The organism is Tsukamurella tyrosinosolvens (genome assembly GCF_900104775.1).
Lineage (GTDB): Bacteria > Actinomycetota > Actinomycetes > Mycobacteriales > Mycobacteriaceae > Tsukamurella > Tsukamurella tyrosinosolvens.
In genome coordinates this window covers 3,629,867-3,647,491 of sequence record NZ_FNSA01000003.1, presented here as the reverse complement: position 1 = coordinate 3,647,491, position 17,625 = coordinate 3,629,867, and the positions used below count along the sequence as shown (strand labels likewise).

At 71.8% G+C, this 17,625-nt stretch carries 13 protein-coding genes and 3 tRNA genes; 12 read left to right on the top strand and 4 right to left on the bottom strand.

The features are described from left to right. Nucleotides 1-19 precede the first annotated feature (19 nt). The 10 genes from BLW32_RS20045 to BLW32_RS20000 all read left to right on the top strand — a co-directional run bounded on the left by BLW32_RS20045 (nucleotide 20) and on the right by BLW32_RS20000 (nucleotide 9,409). Nucleotides 20-1,528 (top strand): CoA-acylating methylmalonate-semialdehyde dehydrogenase, encoded by a 1,509-nt coding sequence (locus BLW32_RS20045; RefSeq protein ID WP_068739448.1) that lies wholly within the window; start codon nucleotides 20-22, stop codon nucleotides 1,526-1,528. 57 nt (nucleotides 1,529-1,585) lie between these two features. Beyond that, on the top strand, nucleotides 1,586-2,527 hold the full coding sequence (gene iolB, locus BLW32_RS20040; RefSeq protein ID WP_068739446.1) for a 5-deoxy-glucuronate isomerase: 942 nt from the start codon (nucleotides 1,586-1,588) through the stop codon (nucleotides 2,525-2,527). Then, nucleotides 2,524-4,473, top strand: a complete 1,950-nt coding sequence (gene iolD, locus BLW32_RS20035) for a 3D-(3,5/4)-trihydroxycyclohexane-1,2-dione acylhydrolase (decyclizing) (protein WP_068739444.1) — start codon at nucleotides 2,524-2,526, stop codon at nucleotides 4,471-4,473. The genes iolB and iolD overlap by 4 nt, the downstream gene beginning before the upstream one ends. 45 nt (nucleotides 4,474-4,518) lie before the next feature. Then, nucleotides 4,519-5,463 carry a sugar phosphate isomerase/epimerase family protein gene (locus tag BLW32_RS20030; RefSeq protein WP_068739442.1) on the top strand — a complete coding sequence of 315 codons (945 nt, stop codon included), beginning with the start codon at nucleotides 4,519-4,521 and terminating at the stop codon, nucleotides 5,461-5,463. Nucleotides 5,464-5,521: 58 nt separating this feature from the next. Then, nucleotides 5,522-6,544: a Gfo/Idh/MocA family protein gene (locus tag BLW32_RS20025; protein ID WP_068739440.1), complete on the top strand. Its 1,023-nt coding sequence runs from the start codon at nucleotides 5,522-5,524 to the stop codon at nucleotides 6,542-6,544. A gap of 8 nt (nucleotides 6,545-6,552) precedes the next feature. Continuing rightward, nucleotides 6,553-7,428, top strand: coding sequence for a sugar phosphate isomerase/epimerase family protein (locus tag BLW32_RS20020; RefSeq protein ID WP_068739438.1), 876 nt, complete (start codon nucleotides 6,553-6,555; stop codon nucleotides 7,426-7,428). Between the two features lie 36 nt (nucleotides 7,429-7,464). Then, nucleotides 7,465-8,991 carry a glutamate--tRNA ligase gene (gene gltX, locus BLW32_RS20015; protein WP_068739436.1) on the top strand — a complete coding sequence of 509 codons (1,527 nt, stop codon included), beginning with the start codon at nucleotides 7,465-7,467 and terminating at the stop codon, nucleotides 8,989-8,991. Nucleotides 8,992-9,083: 92 nt separating this feature from the next. Then, nucleotides 9,084-9,155 (top strand) — tRNA-Gln (locus tag BLW32_RS20010). Nucleotides 9,156-9,193: 38 nt separating this feature from the next. Continuing rightward, nucleotides 9,194-9,266 (top strand) — tRNA-Glu (locus BLW32_RS20005). Nucleotides 9,267-9,336: 70 nt separating this feature from the next. Beyond that, nucleotides 9,337-9,409 (top strand) — tRNA-Glu (locus BLW32_RS20000). Between the two features lie 52 nt (nucleotides 9,410-9,461). Here the strand turns inward: BLW32_RS20000 and BLW32_RS19995 are convergent. The 3 genes from BLW32_RS19995 to BLW32_RS19985 are packed head-to-tail and all read right to left on the bottom strand — an operon-like array spanning nucleotide 9,462 to nucleotide 12,288. Next, a complete protein-coding gene (locus BLW32_RS19995) occupies nucleotides 9,462-9,860 on the bottom strand; it encodes a phage holin (RefSeq protein ID WP_139286271.1) in 399 nt (132 codons plus the stop codon). A 20-nt stretch (nucleotides 9,861-9,880) separates the two neighbouring features. After that, entirely contained in the window at nucleotides 9,881-11,491 is a 1,611-nt protein-coding gene (locus BLW32_RS19990) for an N-acetylmuramoyl-L-alanine amidase (protein ID WP_231857280.1), read from the bottom strand. After that, nucleotides 11,488-12,288 (bottom strand): hypothetical protein, encoded by an 801-nt coding sequence (locus BLW32_RS19985; protein ID WP_068739432.1) that lies wholly within the window; start codon nucleotides 12,286-12,288, stop codon nucleotides 11,488-11,490. Before BLW32_RS19985 ends, BLW32_RS19990 begins: the two co-directional genes overlap by 4 nt. A 281-nt stretch (nucleotides 12,289-12,569) precedes the next feature. Between BLW32_RS19985 and BLW32_RS19980 the strand changes: the two genes are divergently transcribed. After that, complete coding sequence (locus tag BLW32_RS19980) at nucleotides 12,570-15,194, top strand: helix-turn-helix transcriptional regulator (RefSeq protein WP_068739716.1); 2,625 nt, start codon at nucleotides 12,570-12,572, stop codon at nucleotides 15,192-15,194. Between the two features lie 45 nt (nucleotides 15,195-15,239). Beyond that, a complete protein-coding gene (locus BLW32_RS19975; protein ID WP_068739430.1) occupies nucleotides 15,240-16,532 on the top strand; it encodes a T6SS phospholipase effector Tle1-like catalytic domain-containing protein in 1,293 nt (430 codons plus the stop codon). Here the strand turns inward: BLW32_RS19975 and BLW32_RS19970 are convergent. Further along, entirely contained in the window at nucleotides 16,519-17,565 is a 1,047-nt protein-coding gene (locus BLW32_RS19970; RefSeq protein WP_068521445.1) for a substrate-binding domain-containing protein, read from the bottom strand. The two genes, BLW32_RS19975 and BLW32_RS19970, sit on opposite strands and share 14 nt — an antisense overlap. Nucleotides 17,566-17,625 lie beyond the last annotated feature (60 nt).

The following is a 17,625-nucleotide window of genomic DNA, read 5'->3' as shown; positions in this document are numbered from 1 at the left end:
TCCGCGAAGGAGCCGCTCCATGACCACCACCGAGACCCTCACCGTCGTCCCGCACTGGATCGACGGTGCCGAGTACCCGTCCAGCAGCGGCCGCACCGCGGACGTCTACGACCCCGCCCTGGGCGTCGTGACCAAGCGCGTCGCGCTCGCCGACCGCGCCGAGATCGACGCCGCCGTGGCCTCCGCCAAGCAGGCCTCGGAGAGCTGGGGGGACCTCTCCCTCGCCAAGCGCCAGTCCGTGCTGTTCGCCTTCCGCGAGCTCCTCAACGCCCGCAAGGGCGAGCTCGCCGAGATCATCACCAGCGAGCACGGCAAGGTCCTCTCCGACGCCCTGGGCGAGATCAGCCGCGGCCAGGAGGTCGTCGAGTTCGCGTGCGGCATGGCGCATCACCTCAAGGGCGAGTACAGCGAGCAGGTCTCCTCCGGGATCGACGTCTACTCGACCCGCCAGCCCCTCGGTGTGGTCGCGGTGATCAGCCCGTTCAACTTCCCGGCGATGGTGCCCGCGTGGTTCTTCCCCATCGCCATCGCCGCCGGTAACGCCGTCGTGCTCAAGCCGAGCGAGAAGGACCCGTCGGCCGCGATCTGGATCGCCGAGCTGTGGCGCGAGGCCGGCCTGCCCGAGGGCGTCTTCACGGTGCTCAACGGCGACAAGGAGGCCGTGGACGGACTGCTGACCCACCCGGACGTCGCCGCCGTCTCGTTCGTCGGCTCGACGCCGATCGCCCGGTACGTCTACGAGACCGCCACCGCGCACGGCAAGCGCGTCCAGGCGCTCGGCGGCGCCAAGAACCACATGCTGGTGCTCCCCGATGCCGACCTCGCCCTGACCGCCGACGCCGCCATCAACGCCGGCTTCGGTTCGGCCGGCGAGCGCTGCATGGCCATCTCGGTCGTGGTGGCCGTCGAGCCCGTCGCGGACGCCCTCATCGAGGAGATCACCTCTCGGATGGCGGGGCTGCGCATCGGCGACGGCCGCCGCGGATGCGACATGGGGCCGCTGGTCACGCAGGCGCACCGCGACAAGGTCGCCTCCTACATCGACGTCGCCGTCGAGGACGGCGCGGACGTGGTGGTCGACGGCCGCGACGTGAACCCCGACGGCGACGCCCACGGATTCTGGCTCGGCCCGACCCTGATCGACCGCGTCCCGACCACGTCGCGGGTCTACACCGAGGAGATCTTCGGACCCGTGCTCGCGATCGTCCGCGTGGCCTCGTACGAGGAGGGGGTGGACCTCATCAACGCCGGCGCCTTCGGCAACGGCACCGCGATCTTCACCAACGACGGCGGCGCCGCGCGCCGGTTCCAGAAGGACATCCGCGTCGGCATGGTCGGCATCAACGTGCCGATCCCGGTCCCCGTGGCCACCTTCAGCTTCGGCGGCTGGAAGGACTCGATGTTCGGCGACACCAAGGCGCACGGCGCCGAGGGCGTGAAGTTCTTCACCCAGCTCAAGGCGATCACGAGCCGGTGGCTCGACCCCAGCCACGGCGGAGTCGACCTGGGATTCCCCCAGAACGACTGACGCGAACGGCTTCCGGCAGCAACATCGTCCGCGAGGACGGAACAGGAGAGGACGGCGATGGCGACGCCCAACGAATGGTTCCACGCCCGAGGCGCACTGGCGCGCGACGGGTGGGAATCCGTGGTCGACGGCTCCCTGCCCGGCTGGGCGCACACCGGGATCCGCGTCGCGGATCTCGGCGATGCGCCGATGGTGCTGCCCGGCGGCGACATCGAGCGCATCGTGGTGCCGCTCTCGGGCGGGGTCTCCGTCGAACTCGACGCGGCCGCCGCGGCGGGCTTCGACGGTGGCCCCCTCGTCGCCCTCGCGGGCCGCGCGTCCGTCTTCGACGGCCCCACCGACGTCCTGTACGTCGGAGCGGGCGGGGGATTCACGGTCCGCGGCCCGGCCCGGGTGGCGATCGCGGAGGCCCCGACAGCGCAGCGCCGGCCCACGCGGCACATCGCCGCGGGCGACGTGCCCGTCGAGGTGCGCGGCGCCGGCCGGGACACCCGGCAGGTGCACAACTTCGGCACGCCCGGCGCGCTCGACGCGGCCGCCCTCATCGTGTGCGAGGTGATCACCCCGGGCGGGAACTGGAGCAGTCATCCCGCGCACAAGCACGACGAGCACATAGCGGGCCACGAGTCCCGGCTCGAGGAGATCTACTACTTCGAGGCGGCGCCCGCCCGGGGCCTGGCCGCCGGGAGCGTGCCCGAGGACGCCGACGCCTTCGGGAGTTTCGTCACCTACTCGTCGGCGGCGGGGGAGATCGACACGAACGCCCTCGTCCGCACCGGCGACATCGCCCTCGTGCCCTACGGCTACCACGGCCCCGCGATGGCCGCCCCCGAGTACGACCTCTACTACCTCAACGTCATGGCCGGCCCCGACCCCGAACGGGTCTGGCTGATCAGCGACGATCCGCGGCAGGCATGGCTGCGGCACACCTGGCCCGCGCAGGGCCCCGATCCGCGGCTGCCGTACACGGCCGCACCGACCGAAGGAGACGAGCGATGAGCACCCGGCGGATGACCGTGGGCCAGGCCCTCATCGAGTTCCTGGCGCACCAGTGGACCGTGGACGAGGTCGTGCACGGCGACGGCACCGTGAGCGCCGTGCGCGAGCGCACCGTCCCGGCGACCTTCGGCATCTTCGGCCACGGCAACGTGGCGGGCGTGGGCCAGGCGCTGCTGCAGTACGCGGCCACCGATGCCGGCCTCATGCCCTACCACCAGGCGCGCAACGAGCAGGCCATGGTGCACCAGGCCGTCGGCTACGCCCGGATGCACCGCCGGCGCGGCACCTACGCGTGCACGGCGTCCGTCGGTCCGGGCGCCGCCAACATGCTGACGGGCGCCGCGCTCGCGACCGCGAATCGGCTGCCCGCGCTGCTCCTGGTCTCCGACACCTTCGCCACCCGCGTCGCCGATCCGGTGCTGCAGCAGCTCGAGCATCCGCACGACATCGGGCTGCAGGTCTCCGACGCCTTCCGTCCGCTGTCGAGGTTCTTCGACCGCGTGCAGCGGCCCGAGCAGGTGTTCTCCATCGCCCTCGCCGCGATGCGGGTGCTGACCGATCCGGTGGAGACCGGCGCGGTCACCATCGCCCTGCCCGAGGACGTGCAGGCCGAGGCTGTCGACGTCCCCGAGGAGTTCCTCGCAGATCGCGAGTGGCACCTCCGGCGGCCCCTGCCCGAGCGCGGCCCGCTCGCCCGCGCCGTTGCGGCGATCCGGGAGGCGAAGCGCCCCTTCATCGTCGCCGGTGGCGGTGTCCTCTACGCGGGAGCGGAGGACGAGCTGCGCCGGTTCGCGGAGGCCACGTCGATCCCCGTCGGAACCACGCAGGCGGGCGGCGGCGTGCTGGCCTGGGACCATCCGCTGAACCTCGGCGGCGTGGGGGCGACCGGTACGGCTGCGGCCAACGCGATCGCCGCGCAGGCCGACGTGATCATCGGCATCGGCACCCGGTACAGCGACTTCACGACCGCCAGCCGCACCGCCTTCCAGGACGCCGGCGTGCGCTTCGTGAACCTCAACGTCGCGTCCTTCGACGCCTACAAGCACGGTTCCCAGTTGCCGCTCATCGCCGACGCCCGCGAGGGCCTCGCGGCGCTGCGCACGGAGCTCGCCGACTACCGCGTTCCGCCGGAGTCCGTCGCCACCGCCACGGCGGCCAAGGCGGACTGGGACGCGGTCGTCGACGCGGCCCTGGCTCCCACCGGTGCCGACCTGCCGGGCCAGCCGGAGGTGATCGGCGCGGTGCACGCGGCGATGGACCCCGCCGACGTGATCATCCAGGCCGCCGGCTCCCTCCCGGGCGATCTGCAGAAGCTGTGGCGCGTGCGGGACCCGCTCGGCTACCACGTCGAGTACGCGTTCTCCTGCATGGGATACGAGATCGCCGGAGGCCTCGGCGCCAAGCGCGGGCTCCTGGCCCTCGGCGACGACCGCGACGTCGTGGTGATGGTCGGCGACGGTTCGTACCTCATGCTCAACAGCGAGCTGGTGACGGCCGTCGCCGAGGGGATCAAGCTCATCGTCGTCATCGTCGAGAACCAGGGCTACGCCTCGATCGGCCACCTCTCCGAGACCGTCGGGTCACAACGGTTCGGCACCCGCTACCGGACCGCCGACGAGTCCGGCGGCGTCCCCGCGCCCGACCTGGAGCGCGGCGAGTTCCTGCCCGTCGACCTGGCCGCCAACGCGCGCAGCTACGGCGCGCGGGTCATCGACATCGCACCCGGACCGGACGCGATCGCGCAGCTCACCGATGCCGTGCGCGCCGCCAAGGCGGCATCGGGGCCCACCGTCATCCAGATCCACAACGACCCGCAGCTCTACGCCCCCGAGGGCAACGGGTGGTGGGACGTGCCCGTCGCCGCAGTGTCGACGATCGACAGCACCGCCACCGCCCGCGCCGAGTACCTGGACCAGCAGAAGGCGCAGCGGCCGCTCCTCGGCTGAAGCCTTCGCCCATCACTTCCACGATCCGACCTAAGGACCACCGTCATGACCGACACCCTGGGCACGACCGCCTCCACCGCCGCCCACACCGAAGGCCTGCGCATCGGCACCGCCCCCGACTCGTGGGGCGTGTGGTTCGCCGACCACCCGCGGCAGACCCCGTGGGAGCGCTTCCTCGACGAAGTCGCCGAGGCCGGGTACCACTACATCGAACTGGGCCCGTACGGCTACCTGCCGACCGATCCGCAGCGGCTGAAGGACGAGCTCGACAAGCGCGACCTCGAACTGTCGGGCGGCACGATCTTCACCGGCTTCCACAAGGGTGCCGACCAGTGGGACCGCGCCTGGAAGCAGGTGAGCGACGTCGCGACCCTGGTGGGCGCCCTGGGCGCCGAGCACATCGTCGTGATCCCCGACCTGTGGCGTTCCGACCTCACCGGCGAGGCGCTCGAGGCCCGCACGCTGGACGACGCGCAGTGGAAGGCCCTCGCCGCCGGCCACGACCGGCTCGGCAAGGCCCTGGCCGAGGAGTACGGGATCAAGCAACAGTTCCACTCCCACGCCGACAGCCACGTCGGCACCACCGGCGAGGTGGAGCGACTCCTCGCCGAGACGGACCCGCGCTACCTCAACCTGTGCCTGGACACCGGCCACTTCGCGTACTACGGCGGTGACAACGTGGCCCTGATGCAGCGCCACCCGGAGCGCATCGGCTACCTGCACCTCAAGCAGATCGACCCCGCGCTGATCTGGGAGGTGCTCAAGAACGACACCCCGTTCGCCGACGCCGCCTCCGCCATCATGGTCGAACCGCCGAACGGCATCCCGGATTTCGCCCCCGTCATCGAGGCGGCGCTGCGGATCAACCCGGACCTGTTCGCCATCGTCGAGCAGGACATGCCCGGCTGCGACATCGACCTTCCCGCGGGCATCGCGACCCGCACCCGGCAGCACATCTTCGGCTGCCACCCGCTCACCCGCACCCGCTGATTCCCACGACCCGGACACCGGGCCCGGAACCGAAGACCTGCAAGGAGACTCCAGCACCATGACCAACGACCTCCGCGTCGCCGTGGTCGGCGCCGGCCTGATGGGCGCCGACCACGTGGGGCGCATCGCCACCACCATCGCGGGGGCGACCGTCGCCGCCGTCGTCGAGCCCGACGGTGCCCGGCGGGCCGCCGCCCTCGACCTCGCCCCCGGCGCCGCCGGGTTCGCCGACCTCGATACGGCGCTCGCGTCCGGCGTCGTCGACGCCGTGCTCGTCGCCACCCCCGGACAGTTCCACGAGGAGGCGCTGCTGAAGGTCCTCGCCGCCGGCCTGCCCGTGCTCTGCGAGAAGCCGCTCACCCAGGACCCCGACTCCTCGTGGCGCGTCGTCGAGGCGGAGATGGCCGGCGGACGGCAGTTGATCCAGGTCGGCTTCATGCGGCGCTTCGACCGCGAGTACGAGGAGCTGCGGAAGGTGGTGGCGGCCAAGCCGGCCGGCGAGCTGGTCATGCTGCACGCCCGCCACCGCAACGCCTCGGTGCCCGAGAGCTACGTGCAGACCATGCTCATCAACGACTCCGTGGTGCACGAGTTCGACGTCGTGCCGTGGCTGGCAGGCGGCGTCGTCACCTCGGTCGAGGTGAAGTACCCGCGCCGCAACTCGCGGAGCCCCGAGCACCTGCGGGAACCGATCCTCGTGCTCATGGAACTCGACAACGGCGTGCTGGTCGACGTCGAGATGAACGTCTCCATCGAGTTCGGCTACCAGGTCGAGACCGAGGCCGTCTTCGAGCGCGGGGTCGCCCGGATCGGCGAGCCCGCCGGCCTGCAGATGTGGCAGCAGGGCCGGTTCTCCGTCGCGGACCACGGGGACTTCACCACCCGGTTCCGCGAGGCCTACGACCGCCAGGTGCAGGCCTGGGTCGACGCCGCTAAGGTGGGCACCATCGCCGGGCCGTCGGCCTTCGACGGCTACAAGGTGGCGGTGTGTTGCGCGGCCGGGGTGAGGGCCCTGGAGACGACCGGTCCCGTGCCCGTCGAGCTCCCCGAGATGCCGGCGTTCTACGCCGAGCGCGGCTAGGGGGCACCGTGGTCCGCATCGCGCTCGATCCCACGCCCTACCACTCGACGCACGACGTCGAGGACTTCTTCGACGTGGCCGCCAAGGCCGGCTACGAGTGGATCCAACTGACGCCGCACGCCGATTTCATCCCGTTCTTCGCGCACCCGCGCGTGGACCGGGCGCAGCTCGCCCGGGTGCGCAAGCGCGCCGCCGACGCGGGCGTGGGGATCACCTCGCTCCTTCCCGTGCAGCGCATCTCGTGGCCCGACGAGCCGCAGCGCGAGACCGCCGTGCGGAACTTCCGGCGCATCATCGCGATCGCCGCCGAGCTCGGGGTCCCCGTGATCAACACCGAGTTCAGCGGGCGGCCCGAGCGCGCGGAGGAGTCCGAGGCGGGCTTCTACCGGAGCATGGAGGAGCTCGTGCCGCTCCTCGAGCGGGAGGGCGTCACGCTCAACATCGACCCGCACCCCGACGATTTCGTCGAGGACGGCCTCGAGGCGTGGCGGATCATCCGCGGGCTGGACACGCCCGCCGTCGGCTTCGTCTACGTAGGCAGCCACACCTTCCACTACGGCGACCGGGCCGCCGCGCTGATCCCGCAGCTGGGGGAGCGGCTCGGCGCCGTGTACGCCGCCGACACCTTCGACCACCGCCGCTCGCACGGCCTGCGGTACATCACCAATCCGCCGGGCAACGCGGTGCGCGTGCACCAGCACCTCACGATCGGCGACGGCGACGTCGACTGGGACGAGTTGTTCGGCCACCTCGGCGCTTCCGGGTTCCTCGCCCGCGAGGACGCGATCATCTGCTCCAACGTCTTCGCCGAGGACGAGCGTGCCGACGAGGTCTCCGCGCTCCAGCTGGAGAGGATCCGGTCGCTGGTCGCGGCGCACTCGTGAGCGGGTGCGCCGCGCGCGGCGACTACCCTGGACGCCGTGACTGAGTCTTCCGCCGCACCGTCGAACGCCGCCGCGCCCGGGTCCGTCCGGGTGCGCTTCTGCCCGTCGCCCACCGGGACGCCGCACGTTGGCATGGTGCGCACCGCGCTGTTCAACTTCGCCCACGCGCGACACACCGGCGGCACCTTCGTCTTCCGCATCGAGGACACCGACGCCGCCCGCGACAGCGAGGAGAGCTACGCCGCGATCCTCGAATCGCTGCGCTGGCTCGGGCTCGACTGGGACGAGGGGCCGGAGGTCGGCGGGCCGTACGGCCCCTACCGCCAGTCCGAGCGCAAGGACCTGCACCTGGACGTCGTCCGGCGCCTCGTCGAGGGCGGCCACGCCTACGAGGCCTTCTCGACACCGGAGGAGGTGGAGGCGCGACACGTCGCCGCCGGCCGGAACCCGAAGCTGGGCTACGACAACTTCGACCGCGACCTCACCGACGAGCAGAAGGCCGCCTACCGCGCCGAGGGCCGCAGCCCCGTCGTGCGCCTGCGGATGCCCGACCACGACTTCACGTGGAACGACATGGTGCGCGGCGAGACCACCTTCGCCGCGGGCAGCGTGCCCGACTTCGCCCTCACCCGCGCGAACGGCGACCCGCTGTACACCCTGGTCAACCCCGTCGACGACGCGATGATGAAGATCACGCACGTCCTCCGGGGCGAGGACCTGCTCAGCTCCACGCCGCGCCAGCTCGCGCTCTACGAGGCGCTGGAGAAGATCGGCGTCGCCGAGCGCACCCCCGAGTTCGGGCACCTGCCCTTCGTGATGGGGGAGGGCAACAAGAAGCTCTCCAAGCGCGACCCCGAGTCCAACCTCTTCCACCACCGCGACCGCGGCTTCCTCCCCGAGGGGCTGCTCAACTACCTCGCGCTGCTCGGCTGGGGCATCTCGCCGGACAACGACGTCTTCAGCCTCGATGAGATGATCGCCGCCTTCGACGTGCACCGGGTGAACTCCAACCCGGCGCGCTTCGACCAGAAGAAGGCCGACGCGATCAACGCCGAGCACATCCGCCTGCTCGCCCCGGAGGACTTCGAGGCGCGTCTGCGGACCTTCCTCGTCGAGCGCGGCTTCGTCGACGGCGCGCGCCTCGGCGCAGAATTCGGCACCGCCGCCGAGCTCGTGCAGACCCGCATCGTGGTGCTCTCGGACGCCTGGGACCTGCTGAAGTTCCTCTACGTCGACGAGGCCGACTTCGCCGTCGACCCCGCGGCCGCCGCGAAGAACATCAAGGCCGACGCCGGCCAGGTGCTCGACGAGAGCATCGCCGCGCTCGAGGGGCTCACGGACTGGACCACCGAGGCCATCGAGGGCGCCCTCAAGGGCCGCCTCATCGACGAGCTGGCGCTCAAGCCCCGCAAGGCCTACGCCCCGATCCGCGTCGGCGTCACGGGCTCGCCCATCAGCCCGCCGCTGTTCGAGTCGCTGGAGCTGCTGGGCCGCGAGCGCACCCTGGCCCGCCTCGCCGCCGCCCGCGCGCTGGTGCCCGCCGACGGTGCCGCCCCGCAGTAGGGGATGACCTGGCGATTTGGCGTTCCCAGTGCGGCTGGGTAAGCTGGATCGCGGCTCAAAACGAGGTCGGAAACGATCTCGGGGAGAGTCATTGGCCTATGGTGTAATTGGCAACACAGCTGATTCTGGTTCAGCCATTCTAGGTTCGAGTCCTGGTAGGCCAGCGTGACAGCGCCCTCCGCGTGCGGAGGGCGCAGTCCTAGCCCCCGTCGTCTAGCGGCCTAGGACGCCGCCCTCTCACGGCGGTAGCGTGGGTTCGAATCCCATCGGGGGTACGTTCGGTGCAGGTGTGCTACCTTCATCGACATCGTCGAGGCGCCTCGTGCGCGCTCGGCAGCAGTTCTAGCCCCCGTCGTCTAGCGGCCTAGGACGCCGCCCTCTCACGGCGGTAGCGTGGGTTCGAATCCCATCGGGGGTACAACGGAAGGCCCGGATCATGCGATCCGGGCCTTCGTCGTTCCTCCCCAGGACTATCCCACCGGCACCGCGCGCGGCGGTGCGGCGCGGTTCTCCTCGGCCAGGCCCGACGGCGTGAAGGCCGCGGCCAGCCCGATCCCCAACAGGGACACGACGATGCCGCTGATCGCCGCCCACGTCGCGTCGGTGCCGATGCCGTAGCCCTGCAGCACCGCCTGGAGGGCCGCGGTGGTCAGGTAGACGGCGTTGCGCCAGCGGGACTCGCAGTTGACCACCGCGATGAGCAGCGTGACCGCGGCAATCACCAGGGATGTCCAGGCGGCGGCCTGGTTCCCGGGGATGAGGCCGCCCGCGGCCAGCAGCGTGACGAGCGGGCCGGCCGTGGCGTACAGCGCCCGCCGGACCGATTCGGGGATCTTCCGCGGGAAGATCCTGCTCCTGATGTCCTCCATGATCTCCACCTCTTTCCGGGTCAGGCCGCCGGTGCGGCACCGGCGGCACCCACCGCGCCGGCCGTCTCGGCGGCGGTCGTGCCGACCACCGTGGTCCCATCGGGCGACCAGTACAGCCGCCCGTGCTCGAAGTCCTGCCGCACCCCGCCGTCGGACAGCTTCATCTCGGACGAGATCGGCCACCCCAGCGGGCCCTTCTCGTAGCCGTCCCGCGCCCACCGCGCGCCGATCGTCCCCGTGACGAAGAAGCCCTGCGCGGCGTCCCGGCGCCGGTACAGCACGCCGCGCTCGAACGCCTCGACCTGTCCGTCCGGCAGCTCCGTGTGGTCGACCACCGGGTAGCCGAGCGGGCCGTTCTCCCGCTGGTAGCCGGTGTAGGACTCGAGGAGCCTGGCGGGCACCGTGTGCGCGCCGGTGAGGGCGGTCCAGTAGACGGTGCCGCCCTGGAAGGCGGCGAACCACCCCCGTCCGTCGGGGCAGGCGACCGCGACGAGGTCCTTCCGCCGCCCGATCCAGTCGGCGGCCCGCGCGGCCGCCGCGGTGATCGCCGCCTCCGCCCGCGCCGCGGTGTCGACCGGCGGGGAGGCGGGCGGCGCGGCAGCGGCCCCGTCGGGCTGCCCGACGACCGCGGGAGCGCCCGCACTGGTGAACGCGGCGACGTCCGCGGCGAAGACGTCCCAGGGGAAGCCGTCGCCCACGTCGGTGTGCGACCCGATGCCGAGCGCCCGCGTCACGTACCGGTGGTCGCTGATGCCGTCGGTGACGCGGTACGGCGGCGCGATGACGGTCGTGGCGAAGCCGTACTTGCGGGCGTCCGCCACCGCGAGCCACGCCGCGATCGTGAGGTCGTCGCGGCGCTCGAGCCAGTCCGCGCGCGACCAGCCGGCGTGACTGCCCGCGAAGCACAGGTTGATGGTGTACGGGTTCGCGCTGAGAACGCTCCACGAGGCGAAGTCGGTGTCCACGACGTCGCAGACGACGCCGTCGCGCACCGTGTAGTGGTAGCTGGCGCCGTGCGCCGAATCGTTGCAGTAGGCGGCGAGCCGCTCGGCCGTGCTGTTCCCCTCCTCGGTGTGCAGGAGGAAGTTCCGGATCACGGCGCCGTTGCGCGACGAACGCGAGTCGCCCATCCGGTCGATCTCGGTGTAGGCGGGTGCGGGGGACATGGCGGCTCCGTTCGCGACGTCGGGGGAGGGGGAAGGGCCGGCCGCGGTGAGGCGGTCGTAGATGTCCTGCGCCTGCGCCATCCGCTCGTCGTAGCGATCGGGGAAGGCGGAGCGCTGGACCTGCTGGGCGTACCAGCCGGCGGTATGGGCGGGCGAGTCGTAGTCCAGCGCCTTCAGGGCGGCGTAGAACAGGCGTGAGCTCAGCACGGGATCCATGCGCTCGCGCGCACTCGAGCCCCACCACGGCGCCCGCTGCTGGAGCGGCCCGACGCTGTTGGCGTCCGAGCCGACGGCGTCGTGGGGTTCCTGGAGCGAGTCGGGGTCCGCGAGATTGGCGTAGACGGTGAGATTCGATTCGACGAGGCCGGTGGCCAGGCAGATGACGATCCCGCGCTCGGAGACGCCGGACCGGCGCCCCTCCGCGATGAACGCCGCCGCGACCGCATCGCGGGTGTACGCGCTCACGCCGGCACCGCCGACATCTTCCAGCTGCACACGCGGGCCAGCAGGTCGATCCCCGAGACCGGCCGATTGGCGCTGTCGCGCCACATCGGCAGGCCGTACGCCGTGGTGTGCTGCCCGTTCGCGAAGCCCGCGAGGTCGGCCGGCCAGGACCACCAGCCCGGGTCGAACCAGTGCCCGGCATTCGCGAGGTCGGACACCACGTCATCGATCCCGCCGGCGACCAGCTGCGCGATGAGCGCGTTCGGGTCGGTGAGCGTGAAGGCCATCACCGGCCCGGCGAAGGCGTGCAGGGGCGAGACCGCGGGGCACGAGGTCATCACGTCGCCGGGACTGGCGATCTCGAACAGCGGCACCGGCGATCGCTGGTCGTTCGGCACCGTGCCCGTGCCGCCCGTCGCGTAGATGCCGAAGCGGTTCGGCGCGATCGGGAGCCCGTAGGAGACGCCGGCCCGCCGGCTGGGGTCGGCGATGGTGCCGACCATCCGGCAGCCCGCGGTGTCGGGACTGGTCTTGAGCCACCGGTTCACGCCGACGGCGCCGAGCGAGTAACCGAGGACGATGTAGCGGTCGCCGGGGTGGAGCGCGGCGATCCGGGTGCGGAGCCAGTTCACCACCTGGGTCGCGCTGTTGTCGCCCGACGGTGCCAGCGGGTCGCGGGCGGCGTTGTCCAGGCTGATCGAGGCGCTGTAGATCACCTGTTCCACGGTGACGCCGTGCAATCGCCGGGAGACGTTGTCCAGCATGTTCCCCGAGAGGGATTCGCCGGTGCCCCGGGCGCAGAAGACGAAATCGGACATTCGATCGCTCCTTCGGTGCGGGAGATCGCCGGGGCGGGGGAGGAATTCCGCTGGTGCGTACGGCGATCTGAAGGAGATTCTGCGCAGCGTCGACGCCGAGCACACGAGTAGCGCACTACCCGACTTCTCGCCGACTCCGTGGACGACCGTGCCGAATCGACCGCAGCGGATCGCAAAGATCGGATTTTCGACCATTAGTACCCGAATCAAGCTGTCGGGCAGGAAAACCCGCGAGATTCGACCGGCGCCGTTGGGCCGTGCCGGTACTAGAATACGTGTTCATGCGACAGCAGTTGCGGATCGTCGAGCGGGGCCGCGAGTACGACGACGTCCGCGCTGCGCTCGACACGGCGTCCGCCGGTTGCGGCGTGATCGTGACGGGCGATGCCGGCGTCGGCAAGACGACGCTCGCGCGGTCCGTCGCGGCGGACTCGAACCTGCACGTGCAGTGGGTCGCGGGAACGGAATCCGCGCGCGGGATACCGCTCGGGGTGTTCGCGCATCTCGTCGGCCCGGCCACGTCGACCGATCCGGTCACGTACCTGTCGGCGGCGCGGGAATCCCTCCTGGCGGACGGGCATCTGGTCGTCGGCGTCGACGACGCGCACCTGCTCGACGAGCTGTCCGCCACGCTGCTGCACCAACTCGCGATCGACCGGGCCGTCCACCTCATCGCGACGGTGCGCAGCGGCGAAGCGGTACCCGACGCCATCACGAATCTGTGGAAGGACGGGCACGTCGTCCGGATCGCCTTGGAGCCCTTCACGCTGGAGCAGAGCGTCGAGCTGGTCGAGGCGGCGGTCGGGGGACGGCTCGAGGGCCTGTCCGCCCGCTTGATGTGGGAGGCGTCCGGTGGGAACGCGCTCTACCTCAAGCACCTCGTGCAGGGCGCACTCGAGTCAGGGGCGCTGCGCGAGGTCGGCGGCGTCTGGCAGATGCGCGGCCGCGCCGCCGTGACCTCGGAGCTGGCGTCCCTCCTCGACGGGCGCGTCGACCATCTCGACGACGCCGTCCTGCACGTGCTCAAGCTGCTGACGCTGTGCGAACCGATCGACCTCGACGTGCTGGCCGACCTCGGCGGCGACGATGCGGTGGAGAAGGCGGAGTCCGAGGGACTGATCCGCATCGCCCGCGAGGGCCGGGCCCTCTCCGTCCGCTACGCGCACCCGCTCTTCGGCGAGGTGATCCGGGGCCGACTGGGATTCGCCTCCTCCCGGCGGCTGCGCGGGCACCTCGTCGAGGCGCTGGGCCGGCGGGAGGTCGCCTCGGCGTCGGACCGGATCCGGCTGGCCGGGCTCGCCCTCGACAGCGACGCCGACCTGGACCCGGGTCTCCTGTGCGAGGCCGCGCGCGACGCCCTCATGCTCGCGAACGTCCCCATGGGGGAGCGCTTCGCCCGCGCCGCGCTGGACGGCGGAGCGGGCCTGCCGGCCGCGTGCCTGCTGGCGCGGGCGCTCATGTGGCAGGGCGAGGCCGCGGAGTCCGATCGCGTGCTGCGCTCCTTCGACCCCGAGGATCTCGACGAGGTCGAGCTCGTGCTCTGGGGCGCGCAGCGGATCGGGAACCTGTTCTGGGCCGTCGGCGACGTCGTCGCTGCGAACGAGGTGCTCGCGCTGCTGACCGCGCGCGTCGACACCCCCGTTCTCGCGCTCATCGTCGGGGGCATCGGGGCGGCCTGCGCCGCCTTCACGGACGACCTGCCGCGGGCGTTGGCGCTCGCGGACGCGGTGATCGAATCACCCGTCGCGACCCCCTGGGCCGTCGAATGGGCCGTCTTCGCGGGCGGTTTCGCGCGGGCGCTGTCCGGCCGGGGAGACGAGGTGGCGGCGCTCGCGGCGCGCGGTCGCGAGGCGGAGCCGCACACCGACGGCGTGCTGCGCTTCCCCGCGGGGTACGGCGAGATCCTCGCGCTGACGCTGACCGGCGCGTTCGATCGCGCGCGAGCCGCGGCCCAGCGCTACGTCGAGTTCCGATCGGCGGGACAGTTCCTCGCGTGGGCACTCTCCGGCATCCACGTCAGCGCCGTCGACCTCGCGGAGGGCCGCTACGCGCGGGTGGTCCAGCAGGCGGAGCAGACCCTCGCGACGGTGCGAGACCGCCCCGACGTCTCCTGGGTCTTCCCCGCGCGATTCCAGCTGGCGCAGGCGTACGCCGCCCTCGGCGACGCGGCCGCGGCGGCCGCGGCGATGCTGGACGCGCGTCGTCACTTCGGTGACAACGTCGCGGTCTTCGGCCACCAGATGATGCTCGCGCAGGCATGGCAGGAGGCGGCCGCGGGCACGACGTCCGCGGCGATCGCGACCGCGCGCGGCACGGCGGATGCGGCGTCGGCGAGCGGACAGAACGCGATCGAGGCGGAGGCGCTCCACACCGCCGCGCGGCTCGGTGACGCCGATCCCGCGATCGCGGACCGTCTGGACGCGCTCGCGCTCCGGCTGGACGGCGTGCTCGTGCCGGTGTACGCCCGCCACGCCCGCGCACTGGCCGCCCGGGACGGCGCGGCTCTCGACGCGTGCGCGGCGGAGTTCGAGCGGATCGGCGCGCTGCCCTCGGCGGCGGATGCGGCGGCCGCCGCGGCGAGCGTCCACGCCCAGGCGGACCGCCGGAGCGCCATGCACAACTCGGCGGCCACCGCCGACCGTCTGGCCGCGGCGTGCGGCGGCCTGCGGACACCTGCGCTCGCGGAGTCGGCCCACCCCCTCCCGCTCACCACCCGGGAGCGGGAGATCGCGAACCTCATCGCCGCCGGGCTCACGAACAAGGAGATCGCCGACCGGCTCTTCCTCTCGGTCCGGACGGTCGAGGGCCACATCTACCGCGCCTGCGCAAAGGTGGACGCGACCGATCGCGCGGGCCTCGCGTCCGCGCTCGCCCGGGGGCACCGTGATGCGGCCCGAATCGAGTAGCCCGCTACTCGTGACCGGTGTCCGCCCGCTTCCTAGGGTCGGACCATGAACGCCATCCGGAAGCCGAAGACCCTGGTGATCTGCTGCGACGGCACGTGGCAGAAGCCCGACAACAAGCACGTCTCGAACGTCGAGAAGATCGCCCGCGGCGTGGCCCCCGTCGGGCACGACGGCGAGCCCCAGATCGTCTACTACCAGCGCGGCGTGGGGTCCGCCGGCAGCCGGATCGAGCGCGTCCTCGCCGGTGCCTTCGGGTTCGGGCTCGACGCGAACATCCTGGACTGCTACTGCTTCCTCGCGCTCAACTACGAGCCCGGCGACCGGATCTCGGTGTTCGGCTTCAGCCGCGGCGCCTACACGGCCCGCAGCCTCATCGGGATGATCTCGCACGTCGGGCTGCTGACCCCCGACGGCGTCGCGCAGGACAAACTGCCCGAGGCGATGTCGGTGTACCGGACGCGGCCGCCGGGCACGAAGAAGGACCCGAAGCACGACGCGGACCTCGCGAGGCTGCAGCCGTACTGCTATGACGAGGGCGTCGTCACCATCGACAACCTGGGCGTCTTCGACACCGTCGGCGCCCTGGGCCTCCCCGGCATCGCCCGCGAGAAGTACCGGTTCCACGACGTCGAGCTCAGCCCGAAGGTGAACCGCGCCCGACAGGCCCTCGCGCTCGGCGAGCGCCGCAGGCCCTTCGCGCCCTGCCTGTGGGGCGGGGCGCACCGGGACATCCGCCAGGTGTGGTTCGACGGGGTCCACCTCGACGTCGGCGGCGGCTACGAGAACTCCTACTACTCGGACCGATCCCTGCTCTGGATGGTCGGCGAGGTTTCGCAGCGGGGGCGCCTGCGGGAGTCCGTGCGGCCCGAGCTCGACGTCCGGCCGGAGGACTACGACGACTACCCGGGGCTGCGCTTCGACTGGTCCATGCTCGGTCCGGGCCTGTGTTCCACGGGGCCCGTCGAGAACGATTCGCTGGGGTTCGGGTACCGGATCGCCAACGTCGCCGCAAGGATCCGCGACCTGTGGCGCCGACCCGGGCCCGGCGTCGTGCCGGTCTTTGCCGGCGGGTGGCGCACGATGGCGCCGACCGCCCCGAGCGTGAACGATCCGCACGGCCGCGCCTACGACGTCCACCTCGAACGCAGTGCCGCCCAGCGCGGGATCAACCCGAACACGGCGACCTGGGTGGCCGAGGTGCGCGGCACCCTCAGCCTGAAGCCCGACGGCTCGACCGGGCCAGCCGACGCACACACCCTGGACAACCTGTACACCGACGTCCCCACCTTCGCGGCCCTCAGCGCGCCGCGCGCGAGTGGGACGCTCAGAGCTGGCTGATCACGTCGAAGTCGCAGCCCTCCGCGCGCGCCAGGTACATCCGCTGATGCGCGTGGCCGTCGCGGAGCGCCATGTTGCCCCGGGCCCCTTCGTAGTGCACGCCGCCCACCCCGGCCATGATGTCCCGGACGTCCGTGCTGCGCACCGTCGACAGCAGTGACTCGAGGAGGAGCATGCCCTCGAAACAGGACTCGCCCATGGATGTCGGCGTGCAGGCGTCGGGACCGAACCGGCCGAAGTAGCGGGCGCCGAACTCCATCGACTCGGACGTCACGACGGAGTCGAAGTAGCCCGCCGAGGCGAACAGGTCGCGCGTGGCGTCCGGGCCCGAGGCCATGAGCATGTGCTCGTCCATGAGCGGCGAGTACCGGACGAAGGCACCGTCGAGGCCCGCCGCGGCGAAGGCCCGGTTGAACTCGACGGCGTCCTGCCCGAGGAGGAGCATGAGCACTCCGTCGGCGTCGGAGCGCGCGATGTCGGTGATCACGGCCGAGAAGTCCTCGGTGCCGACGGGGACGAAGCGCGCGCCCACGAGGTCGTCCCCGAGGCGGCGCGCGAAGCGGACGCAGGCCTTCGCGCTGTCGCGGGCCCAGAGGTAGTCGCTGCCGACGATCCACCACCGGCGCAGGCCGCGTTCCCGGCGGAGCCATTCGAGGGCGGGGAGGATCTGTTCTTCGGGCGTCTCGCCCGTGAGGAAGACGCCGGCCGTCGACTCGCCGCCCTCGTAGAGCGCGGTGTACACGTAGGGCACCCGCAGGTCGAGGCGCGCGGACAGCGCCCGTCGCACGTCGGAGGTGTGCCAGCCGACGATGGCGTCGATCTCGCCCGCCGCCAGCAGGGATTCCACCTCGCGGGTCACGTTCGCCACGCCGGTCGCGGAGTCGATGGGGCGCACGGCCAACTCGCGCCCGAGGATCCCGCCCCGGGTGTTGATGTCGTCGGCCGCCAGCGTCGTGCAACTGAGGCACGACGGGCCGAACAGCCCCGCGGGGCCACGTCGGGGGTACAACAACCCAACGGTGTACTCGCTCATGGACGTCCGCTCGTCTGAAGTCGTGCACTACGGACCGGTGTACGACCGAGCCTACGCGGA

What these genes read in the sequence shown, in the direction of transcription:
- BLW32_RS20045 (WP_068739448.1), top strand. Translation starts at nt 20, where the DNA reads ATGACCACCACCGAGACCCTCACCGTCGTCCCGCACTGGATCGACGGT.
- iolB (WP_068739446.1), top strand. Translation starts at nt 1,586, where the DNA reads ATGGCGACGCCCAACGAATGGTTCCACGCCCGAGGCGCACTGGCGCGC.
- iolD (WP_068739444.1), top strand. Translation starts at nt 2,524, where the DNA reads ATGAGCACCCGGCGGATGACCGTGGGCCAGGCCCTCATCGAGTTCCTG.
- BLW32_RS20030 (WP_068739442.1), top strand. Translation starts at nt 4,519, where the DNA reads ATGACCGACACCCTGGGCACGACCGCCTCCACCGCCGCCCACACCGAA.
- BLW32_RS20025 (WP_068739440.1), top strand. Translation starts at nt 5,522, where the DNA reads ATGACCAACGACCTCCGCGTCGCCGTGGTCGGCGCCGGCCTGATGGGC.
- BLW32_RS19995 (WP_139286271.1), bottom strand. Translation starts at nt 9,860, where the DNA reads ATGGAGGACATCAGGAGCAGGATCTTCCCGCGGAAGATCCCCGAATCG.
- BLW32_RS19985 (WP_068739432.1), bottom strand. Translation starts at nt 12,288, where the DNA reads ATGTCCGATTTCGTCTTCTGCGCCCGGGGCACCGGCGAATCCCTCTCG.
- BLW32_RS19980 (WP_068739716.1), top strand. Translation starts at nt 12,570, where the DNA reads ATGCGACAGCAGTTGCGGATCGTCGAGCGGGGCCGCGAGTACGACGAC.
- BLW32_RS19975 (WP_068739430.1), top strand. Translation starts at nt 15,240, where the DNA reads ATGAACGCCATCCGGAAGCCGAAGACCCTGGTGATCTGCTGCGACGGC.
- BLW32_RS19970 (WP_068521445.1), bottom strand. Translation starts at nt 17,565, where the DNA reads ATGAGCGAGTACACCGTTGGGTTGTTGTACCCCCGACGTGGCCCCGCG.